Source organism: Petralouisia muris (assembly GCF_004793545.1).
Lineage (GTDB): Bacteria > Bacillota > Clostridia > Lachnospirales > Lachnospiraceae > Petralouisia > Petralouisia muris.
In genome coordinates, this window is record NZ_SRYA01000115.1 from 1 (window position 1) to 9,598 (window position 9,598).

Genomic DNA, 9,598 nt, shown 5'->3' on the forward strand with positions numbered 1-9,598 from the left:
GACCACCGGAACCAGTTCGTGCGGTTGTAAATCCGTATCGAATCCATTTCTTTCAGGGTGTGGTATCTGCCTACCTTTTTCACGGTGTAGCCGAGACTTGCCGCTACTGCTGTCAGGTCAACGCTCTTTGCAATCGCAAGCTCCTCTGCCGTAAAACTTCTCCTCTCTTCCATCGCCTCACCTTGCTTTTCCTTTTTCTGCAACCACTGGAATACTCCGAAAATTCAGATCCTCATAGTCTGTCCTGTAGGTTATTGCCGGGTACTCTATCATCTTTTTTTCACTAAAACTAAAATATCTGTTACAGTCATTTCCCACGATGATATGGTCAACCAGCCTAATTCCTATCAATTCTGACAAATCCAGTATCCTGTTTGTCATCATAACGTCCTGTCTGGACGGTTCGAGACTGCCGCTTGGGTGGTTATGCATCATGAGCATCTGCGCCGCATTGGAAAGGATACTTGCCTTGAAAAGTTCCCTCGGCTCTGCAATCGTCTGATTGACTGCCCCTATGCTCACAATATTGCAGTTGATAGGTGTTCCATCCGATTTCAGGTTGATGACACATAATACTTCCCTGTCCATCTCACATAAAAAATCTCCCACTACCTTTACGGCATCTTTCGGGCTTGTGAGCTGGTGGTCTGAAAACAGCGGTGCATCCTTTACCAGCCTTACCGATACGACTTCCAGTTTAAAAGGTTCCTGTTCCTGCATCCGTCTCCCCCTCTCCCGGCTCAATGCGGATAATAAATTCTCCCTCCTGCTGCTGCACCAGTTCCATAAGTTCCTTTACGGTCAGTTCTTTTGGTGTTTCTTCCATATAATAAGCCTCCTATCTGGACTGTTTTTTCCCGTCTGTGCGCCCCCGTTCTGTATCTTTCCCATCAAGGCGCTTGTTTGGTGTGTCCGTGGCAAGCGTGATCTTCCGCAGGTCTTTGTCGTAATGGTACACCTGATTGGAAAGCCGCTCACTAAGGTCCACCTGATCCATGTTTACCTCTGAAACCATCCGTGCCAGTTCTTCCGGTTCGCCCATTTCTACGGATACGGCAATAACTTCGTGTACGGAAGAGGGCAGGATATACAGGTCTGTCCCTACTCTCTCTGCCAGACTGTGCAGTTTATCTTCATAAAGCATGGACGCCGCACCGTCTATCTTTCTTTCATTTGATATAACCCACATGGTCATTTCCGGCTCCTGCTCCCCAATCATGAGGTCTGCCAGCTCTTTCGGCATACCGTCAGCCACAAACATATCCCTCATGACTTCATTCATGGACTGCACCACGGGCGGCAGTATGCGTCTGGTGTTTTCCGCAGCAGCCTTGAATAACTGTTCCTCACCCATTCCCAGTGACTCTGCCACATGATTATTGATTACAACGCTTGAAAGTCCCTGCTGTTCCACGCCTACTACCCATCGGTATATGATGGACAGATCCTGAAAGTCCCTGTGTGGCAGGTTTTTCAGCATATCCTCGTTCTGCATGGTGTTCACAAGCTGGAATATGATATTGTCCTTTGCCGTGCTTATATCCAGCGGCGGGAGCGTTGCCTCCCTGAATACCGCATCCATCGCTTCCGCTGCTTCCTGCAGGGTTGCCTGTAAGTCCCCTGTCTTTGAATACTTCTCATACATATCATTGATATATAAAGTGGGGGAAATCATTGTATTTTCATTCTGCGCCAAAAGGCTGATTCCGTCCAGTTTACGGTTTACCTTATCCACCGGGGTAACTCTTACCTCCATGTCCTGATAGCCCTTTGGCATATAGGATAAAAAACTCTCCTTCACTACTTCTTTGAATATTTCATAATCCATCATAAATTCCATTCCTCCAATCAAAAACGGGATAACGCCTGAGCCCCGCAGTATTTTTCAATTCCATTCATAAACTCAAGCCTGTTTTCAATATATTCCGTTTCGGATAACTGCCCTTCCAGCGCCATATTGTATTCCGACAGGAAAACCTGTATTTCTTCCAGAACTGCATCTGTCAGGGACAGCGGATAGTCTGACGACGGAAGGATATACGCCCAGCACAGTTGAAAGACAATATCCTCATGCGGCAATTCCGCATCCCACATCAACACTTTTGGATTTACGCCCAAAGCCTCTGCAATATGGCGGTTACGGTCCGGTTTTGGTGTACGGTTCCCGCTTTCATACTGTGCAATGAACAGGTGTCCATTCTTACCAAAATTGCAGGCGTTTCCAAGCTCCTTCTGCGTCATCTGCCGGAATGTGCGTATAAATTTCAGCCTGTCTCCATAAGTCATGTTTCTTCACCTCACTCTGCGCTTTTTATTGCAGACAATAAGCCGGGGATTTCTCCTCGGCTTATCCATCTGTCCTGTTTCTATGCCTCTGCGCCGTCCCCGTCTTTTCTCTTTTTCCAGAAAAGAGCTGCAAGTCCGGCAGCGACAGCCGCAAGTCCGAACCCTGCAAATACCCACGGGTTCATGCTGTCCCCGGTCTGCGGGAGCTTCGGTTCCGTAGGTTTGTTCATCACTTCAAGGGTGTACGCAAGCACTTTCGTCTTTCCGTCCCTGTATTCAAACTTCACTTCCTTTGGCGTGGAATCGAGCAGATACCCTTTCGGGGCTTCCACTTCCACTACGGTATAAGTGATTGCAGCCTCATACTTGCCGTCCTTAAATGTTGCAATCGGAAGTTCGCCGCTTTCTGCATGACCGTCCTTGTCCGTGGTAAGCGTCTCGATCACTTTCCCGTCCTTGTCACGGATTTCAAATTTTGCGCCTGCAAGCGCTTTTCCGTCCTCTGACTTCTTGCTGATGATGATTTTCCCGACTGCCGCCTCGTCCTTCATTGCTACTTTCTGGATTTCGGCTGTCTCTTTTACCTCAAACTCAATATCCTGTGCGATGACATACCCGAATGGCGCTGTTTCTTCACGCAGGGTATATTTTCCGGCAGGCAGTTTTTCAATCATGTGCGGCTCCTTGCCGGAAGTCCATTTCTCAACCAGCTTGCCGTCTGCATCAATAATGGAAAGGACAGCTCCCTCAATCTCATTGCTGCCTGTGATGTCAGTCTTTGAAATCTGCACCTTGATTGGCTTGTTCTCAAATTCCGCCTCAAATTCGATTACTTCCTTATCGTCGCCCTGATAGGACGCATCCACGTCAAATGTCTTATCAGACTTCACATATCCCTTCGGTGCTGTCAGCTCCTGCACATAATACTTTCCAAGCGGCAGGTCAGATACAAAGATCAGTTTTCCGTCCTTTCCGGTCACGCCACGCTCAATTTCAGTTCCGGCTTTTACAACGACCTTGCCATCTTTATTCACGATGTCCTCTTTTGCAAACAGCCCGAATACGGCTCCCTCAAGCACTTCCTTTGTGCCTGCCTCTTTCTTAACCACTGTGATCTGCACTTTCTGTCTCTCATTGCTGATGTTCATTCCTGCATAAACCACTTTGGTATCCTGATCAATATAGGAAAGGTCTGCTTCGATTGGCGTATCGTCCAGAACGAACCCTTCCAGTGTCTTTGTTTCCACAAGGTAATACTTTCCAAGTGGTAAGCTGTCAATGCTTGCATAGCCTTTCTCGTCAGTAGTGATTGCAGCCACAAGCTCGTCTGCCTCATAATGGATTGTGTCAAGACCGTCCGGGCTTACAATGTCCGCCGCTGCATAGACTTCAAATTCTACCCCTGCAAGGCTGTCCTTGAAATAGTTGAAAATGAAATCATACCAGTGTCCTTTCATCAGGGTAGTGTCCGTTACAAATTCACCGTCCTTGTTGATTATGATTGCGCCTGTCGGTACTTCGTCCTTCATAACCACACGCTGAATGTCAGCGGTATCTTCCACTGTAAACTGGATTTCCTCTGCTTTCAGGTAGCCGTAAGGCGCAAACTCCTCACGGAGCGTATAAGTTTCCCCTGCTGCAAGTCTCTTGATTACATGGGCTTCTTCTGCCACGGAAGTCCATCTGTCAACCACGCTGCCGTCTTTGTCAATGACGGTAAGCATTGCGCCGGAAAGCTCTGTGCCGCTTGCGATGTCCTCCTTTGTAAATTCAAAGGTTGTAGGCTCATTCAGAAATTCGCTGCTGTACTCTGCAACTGCTTCATGCTGTCCCTGATACTCTGTCACAAAAGTAATTACTTCCTCACTGGAAACATAGCCTTTCGGCGCTGCCAGTTCCTTTGCCTCATAAACGGCAAACGGGTAATCCTTTTTGAAAGCGATCCTGCCGTTTTCATCAGATGTTGCAGATTCAAGAAGTGTTCCGGCTTCAATGATTACATCGCCATTGGCATTTTCTATGTCCTCTGCCGCAAACAGTCCGAACACTGCACCTGCAACTGGTGTATCTTCTTCTGCATCTTTCTTAATGACTGACATATCAAGTCTCTGCCTGTCATTGGCAAATGTCACGCTTTCATGGATTACCGGGGTTTTATCGTCCACATAGACGAATGTTACAAGCTGCTCTTCCCCGTTCAGCACATATCCATAAGGCGCTTTTGTTTCCACTACACGGTACTGTCCGAGCGGAAGCCCTGAAATGCCTGCTTTCTCATCCTCCCCGGTTGTGAGCGTTGCAGCAAGATCGCCCCTGCCGTAATACTTTGTCCTGTTTCCGTTCTCGTCTTTCTGCATGTCTGCTGTAAAAATATCCTCTGCGGCATAGACTTCAAACTCTGCCCCTGCAAGGGAACCTTCCTTATAGACAAACTCCTTTTCCTCAGAATCAGCAAACAAGCCGCCTTTGTAACCGTCAAGGATTCCGCCTTTCTTCTCCACCGTCAGTTCCCCGGTAACGGGTTCATCTTCATATTCCACGGTAATGATTGCATCATAAGTGTCGGGATCAGTTTCATAAAACGTATCGGAATCAACTTCCACTTCCACATAATCCGTATTCAGCACATATCCATGAGGCGCTTTCACTTCCTCAATGCGGTAATTTCCAATCTTCAATACGTCTGGCAAGATCAAGTCGCCATCTTCGTCCGTGAAGAAAGAAGTGTGTGTAACCTTTGACGGATAAGTAGTAACCATCTTGACATACTCGTTTTTGTCAAGGTTGAAAATCTTAAACTCCGTGTTCGGGATAAGGACTGTCTGCTTTGTGTCTGCATCCTTCTTGATCACACGCAGCTTTGCGGTAAATTCACGGTCAATGAATACACGCCATACCTGCGGCTCTGTCGGGTGGTTCTCCGCAATCCTCACTTCAAAAGGTCTTACTGGCTGCATGTTGTGCGGTGTGACTGTTTCAACCACCACATAAGTCCCGTAAGGGATTGGCTGTGTCACGATATGCCCCTTTGCATCCGTGAAAAGGGTAGTTTCCCCCTTGCTGCCGATTTCAACAGGTTTTGCGCTGTCAAAATCATAACTTCCATCTTCCAGTACGGATAAGGAAGATTTCAGGTAGGCGGTAAAGCCTGCACCGGAAAGCACGGGCGCTTCCGTGTCGTCCCCATTGTCGGATATTTTGATAATCTGGAACGGCTGCTTGATGACCTGCTCTGCCGATGTAGTGCTTCTTGACACTTCCGCCACAAGATCGCCCTCATAATCGCAGACAACATCATGTTCCTCTTCGTCAAGGAGATACCCCTCTGACGGTGTGATTTCTTTTACATAGTAATTGCCGAGATAGAGGTTGTTGACCTCTGCATTGCCGCCCCGTCCGTTGTCAGTGTCGCAACAAGGTCCCCCGCATGGAAGATAATGCCCGTTGCGCCGTCCGGGTGTGCAATATCGTCACGGGCATACAAGCCATAGACTGCACCCTCCAACTTTGCGTCCCCCTGCGGAACTGCCTTGCCTGTCTCTTTATCCACTTTGTAAATATGGATCTTTGCTGTTGTCCTGTCATTTACGAATGTGTGTGTAAATGCTGCCTTTGCTGTTGTCTCCGGCAGATAGTTGAAATCGAAGCTGTATACGTCAGAACTGTTCCTGTAATATGCGTAAGGAGCCTGTGTCTCTGAAATATAGTAGCTGTTTGCGATTGGAAGGTCTACCGTGTAAGCGGCGCTGCCATCCTCCCCTGTCGTGACGGTCTGTAATGCAGTCCCCTTTGTCGCAATGACCTGTCCTGCATAATTCCTGATGTCACTGCCAGCATAAAGCGTGTACTGTCCGCCGTCCAGAGGGTTCGCTGTTTCGGAATCTTTCTTTGTAACGGAAACTTCCGCTTTCTGTCTGGTATTCAGGACGGTTGTTGCCTCATACTGCACCTCTGCCATCTGATTCTTATATTCAATCTTCACTGTATGCGGCTCTGTATTGATGGTATATCCGTCAATGCTCTTTGTTTCCGTAACCACATACGTCCCAAGATGAAGGTCTGTAAGAACCACCTGCCCGTCACTTCCTGCCACAAGGTTTTCAGCGATCACATCCCCGTTGCTGTAGACCTTTGTGCCGTCAGCTTTGTAAATGTCTGCGCCTGCTGTCACTTTGAAAACAGCCCCCGGCAGTTTCTTTTTCTCATAAGTGAAATTGCTGCCATTCCATCCGGTCAGGACTTCCCCCCTCTTTATAAATGGTAATCGCCCCAAGCTGTTCTTTGTCCGTTGCGCTGATCCCGGTTGTCTGTCCTGCTTTTACGGTCAGTGTGTGGACTTTGCCGCTGAGTACATATCCTTTCGGTGCGGTAATCTCCTTTACATAGTAGGTTCCTGCCACAAGCGCACTGGATTTCCCATAACCGTTACCGCCAGTAGTCATGGTATCTACCTTATTGCTGCATCCGCTGTCGGAATAAATCCCATATACGGCTCCTGCCAGCTTTACACCGCTGGACTCATCGGTCTTTACGATCTCCCCGTAGCCGATGTTTTCCGTCTTTACCTTGAAATAGGCATGAACAGGATCGGCGCTCGGTCTTTCCGATACAAACTCCTAATAGTTTGCTTTTTCCGTAAGCCAGAACACACAGCTTGAAGTAGTCTCCACTTCGCCTGCCGTGGAGTTCATGGTTGCCATCGTTGCCGCCGTGTTCACTTCCTTACTGGAAATGGTGACGCTGTTCCCATCCTTTTCCACCTTGTACCCGCTCAGCGAAATGTCAAAGCTGCCAAGTACGCCATTGCTGTCAGTAAGGGTTTTCTCAAAACGCTGGTTTCCCTCATTCCATTTCAGCTCATACGTTTCAGCGCCGCTCTGTGTCCTGCTGGCAAAACTCGGTCTTGTGGCATTATATGACTTATTGATGTTGTCTTTCAGCCCCACATAATAATCATAGGACGCTGACGGGTTCGGAGCCGTATCGCACAGCTTCCTTGCTGCCGAATCTCCGCTGCCTGTGCCGAACAGGTCCCCCACGATCACCCACACCATAGCCTGCGTCGCTATGAACTGGTCACACTGGTCATTTGACGGCGGTGTTGCGCTGTTGCTGTTAAAGCCAAAATACAGGCAGTAGCTTAAAAGTTTTTCCTGCTGTGCCGTCATGGAAGTGCTTGAATTGGGGTAGCTGTTCATAAGCTGCCCGCCATCTGCCGCCAGCCCGAAGTTCATGCAGTAGGCGGCATTGCCGTCCAGAATGGCATACAGGATTTTTCCGTGGTCATAGCCTGCCTTTAACTCGCTTACCTCGCCGGACCCCCTTGTTGACGCATACCAGAACGAGATGTTTGCGCTGGAACTTGCTGCAAATGCAGTCGTCCCGCTGCCAAACAGCGTTGTAAAGACCGTGAGCAGGGCTAAAAATCCTGCCGCAAATCTTTTCATTTTCTGTTTCATTCAGATTTCCTCCTTAAAATAGGGCAAAAAAATAACAAGTCATATGAAATGGCTTGTCATTTTCCGTTTACTGTTATTTTGTTTGGATTTTACTTTCTGTCCGTTTCCCTTTATATCCCGGCGGAACCCGTATATCTCTGTTATGACAGACGGATAAAGGGAAAACGGGCATTTTTCATTTGTATTTTCTGTCTTACAGGTCACATATCGGTGAGGGCTGTCCCCCTTACCGTCTGCCTGCCATTACTCCGACCATTGTGAGTACCACCCTTGCAGCCAGTGCAAGCAGCAACAGGAACAGTTTTGCTATCCCAAGTACCAGTTTCAGGAGCATCAGCACCGCCTGCAGTATCCATTTTAATATGGTCAGCAGGATCGTCGCCGTCTTTCTCAAAACCATTCCCACCATAGACATTTCCCCCCATCCTCTGCCGCAATCCTTACATTGTACTGGTTCCTCCGTTTAACCGCATCCTGCACAATGCTTTCATGCCTGGAGATATTATGAATTACCATACTGGCAACGAACCGGATTGCGGATTTTTATTTCTGTATCCAGCTCCGCCAATATCAAGTGTACCTTCTGGTGCTGCCTGTTGTCAAGTTTAAGGCATATTCCGGCACAATCCTGCATAATCCGGCACTGGTGTATTCCTGCCCGTAACAGCGGAAACATGGCTGATACGGATAAAATGGGAAATAATCTCTTTTTCATATAAATCACCTATCCTTTCCCCATAAGGGAAAGTCAGGCTGCGTCCGTGTACCGCTGTCCCCTCCCTTATGGGCAGACTCTGCATCATTTACACGGAACACACATCGGTTCAGGTCTGTCCCGTATCCTGTGCATTTTTTCCTCCTATGGGGCTACTTCATCCTGCCCCAATATGCAAGCATTCTTTTCAGTTTCTTGTTCTTTGCATATGCCTTGTAGAACTTCAACATCCACATATTTATCACCTCCTTAATGCCGTTTTTCCATATCTGCCCCTGTCTCCCCTAATCTCCTTGCTTTATCTTCAAGGATTAACTGCTTCAGATAAGCGCCGCTTTTGTTATTCTTCTCAAACCATTCCCGCGCCTCCATATCGGTTGTGGAATTGAATTGCAGAGTGAACCTCAATACTTTCCTGCGGTATGTCTCCGACATTTCATATCTGCGTTGTCTCCTTTCTTCTTCTGTCATTTTTTCCCTTTTCATTTTCAATCTCCTCTCATCGTCTGCCAACCGAAACGCCTATCATGGTCAGCACAATCCTCATAACAAGGGAAAGCAGCAGCAGGAACAGTTTTGCTATCCCAAGCACCAGTTTCAATGCCACAAGCACCGCCTGTAATATCCACTTTAATATGGTAAGCAGTACCACCCCGGTCTTTCTTAAAACCATTCCTGCCATAAAATATTCCTCCTATCCCCAGTTGTCAACCAGTTCCATCATGGTTGGATCTTCGGGTTCCTCTGTATTCTCGTCTGCTGTTTCCTTCGCCACGGTTTCCATGACCATCCTTCCCATGCTGCCCTCCGCCACCCTTGCCGCCCCGCCTCCGAGGGCAGCGCCGAGCAGCATGATAATTTCATTCTTGACTTCGTTTTTCAACTCTGACCGTATACTGTCCAAATCTTCCCTTGAAATGTATCCGGCATCTTTCTTCGGTTCCCCTGCTTCTTTCACAAGGCTTTCGTCATTCAGGCTGCGGATATAGTAATCTACCGCATCGACGATGAACTGGTTGACAGATTTGTGTATTTCCGTGTTCAGTTCCGCCAGAACCTTGTGTATCCTGCAATGCTGTTCATTGTAGCCCAGCAAATTAAAGTTCCTGTCTCCCGCACAAAAACGTCAAATTAAAAT

The 9,598-nt window shown here is 47.9% G+C and carries 10 protein-coding genes and 1 pseudogene; all 11 read right to left on the minus strand.

What is annotated here, in order from left to right; translation table 11 throughout:
- Positions 1-177: 177 nt before the first annotated feature.
- The gene (locus E5329_RS26735) at positions 178-720 is read right to left on the minus strand and encodes a JAB domain-containing protein (protein WP_135992238.1); all 543 of its coding nucleotides are present in this window, start codon (positions 718-720) and stop codon (positions 178-180) included.
- Positions 698-826 (minus strand): hypothetical protein, encoded by a 129-nt coding sequence (locus E5329_RS31215; protein WP_004055767.1) that lies wholly within the window; start codon positions 824-826, stop codon positions 698-700. Before E5329_RS31215 ends, E5329_RS26735 begins: the two co-directional genes overlap by 23 nt.
- 12 nt (positions 827-838) lie before the next feature.
- The gene (locus tag E5329_RS26740) at positions 839-1,831 is read right to left on the minus strand and encodes a DUF5688 family protein (protein WP_135992239.1); all 993 of its coding nucleotides are present in this window, start codon (positions 1,829-1,831) and stop codon (positions 839-841) included.
- Between the two features lie 17 nt (positions 1,832-1,848).
- The gene (locus E5329_RS26745) at positions 1,849-2,286 is read right to left on the minus strand and encodes a helix-turn-helix domain-containing protein (RefSeq protein ID WP_135992240.1); all 438 of its coding nucleotides are present in this window, start codon (positions 2,284-2,286) and stop codon (positions 1,849-1,851) included.
- Positions 2,287-2,366: 80 nt separating this feature from the next.
- Positions 2,367-2,471 (minus strand): LPXTG cell wall anchor domain-containing protein, encoded by a 105-nt coding sequence (locus E5329_RS32915; RefSeq protein ID WP_456320042.1) that lies wholly within the window; start codon positions 2,469-2,471, stop codon positions 2,367-2,369.
- Positions 2,462-7,745, minus strand: a pseudogene (locus tag E5329_RS32920) (SpaA isopeptide-forming pilin-related protein); the annotation flags it as partial. The pseudogene E5329_RS32920 and the gene E5329_RS32915, both read right to left, overlap by 10 nt.
- Before the next feature lie 226 nt (positions 7,746-7,971).
- The gene (locus tag E5329_RS26755) at positions 7,972-8,160 is read right to left on the minus strand and encodes a hypothetical protein (RefSeq protein ID WP_135992241.1); all 189 of its coding nucleotides are present in this window, start codon (positions 8,158-8,160) and stop codon (positions 7,972-7,974) included.
- An 87-nt stretch (positions 8,161-8,247) separates the two neighbouring features.
- Complete coding sequence (locus E5329_RS26760) at positions 8,248-8,460, minus strand: hypothetical protein (protein WP_135992242.1); 213 nt, start codon at positions 8,458-8,460, stop codon at positions 8,248-8,250.
- Positions 8,461-8,709: 249 nt separating this feature from the next.
- A complete protein-coding gene (locus tag E5329_RS26765; protein WP_135992243.1) occupies positions 8,710-8,946 on the minus strand; it encodes a hypothetical protein in 237 nt (78 codons plus the stop codon).
- Positions 8,947-8,959: 13 nt separating this feature from the next.
- The gene (locus E5329_RS26770) at positions 8,960-9,142 is read right to left on the minus strand and encodes a hypothetical protein (RefSeq protein WP_135992244.1); all 183 of its coding nucleotides are present in this window, start codon (positions 9,140-9,142) and stop codon (positions 8,960-8,962) included.
- A 12-nt stretch (positions 9,143-9,154) separates the two neighbouring features.
- Positions 9,155-9,556, minus strand: coding sequence for a hypothetical protein (locus E5329_RS26775; RefSeq protein WP_135992245.1), 402 nt, complete (start codon positions 9,554-9,556; stop codon positions 9,155-9,157).
- Positions 9,557-9,598: the final 42 nt, after the last annotated feature.

Coding starts and splice junctions, on each gene's coding strand:
- E5329_RS26735 (WP_135992238.1), bottom strand. CDS start 720: ATGCAGGAACAGGAACCTTTTAAACTGGAAGTCGTATCGGTAAGGCTG.
- E5329_RS31215 (WP_004055767.1), bottom strand. CDS start 826: ATGGAAGAAACACCAAAAGAACTGACCGTAAAGGAACTTATGGAACTG.
- E5329_RS26740 (WP_135992239.1), bottom strand. CDS start 1,831: ATGATGGATTATGAAATATTCAAAGAAGTAGTGAAGGAGAGTTTTTTA.
- E5329_RS26745 (WP_135992240.1), bottom strand. CDS start 2,286: ATGACTTATGGAGACAGGCTGAAATTTATACGCACATTCCGGCAGATG.
- E5329_RS32915 (WP_456320042.1), bottom strand. CDS start 2,471: ATGAACCCGTGGGTATTTGCAGGGTTCGGACTTGCGGCTGTCGCTGCC.
- E5329_RS26755 (WP_135992241.1), bottom strand. CDS start 8,160: ATGTCTATGGTGGGAATGGTTTTGAGAAAGACGGCGACGATCCTGCTG.
- E5329_RS26760 (WP_135992242.1), bottom strand. CDS start 8,460: ATGAAAAAGAGATTATTTCCCATTTTATCCGTATCAGCCATGTTTCCG.
- E5329_RS26765 (WP_135992243.1), bottom strand. CDS start 8,946: ATGAAAAGGGAAAAAATGACAGAAGAAGAAAGGAGACAACGCAGATAT.
- E5329_RS26770 (WP_135992244.1), bottom strand. CDS start 9,142: ATGGCAGGAATGGTTTTAAGAAAGACCGGGGTGGTACTGCTTACCATA.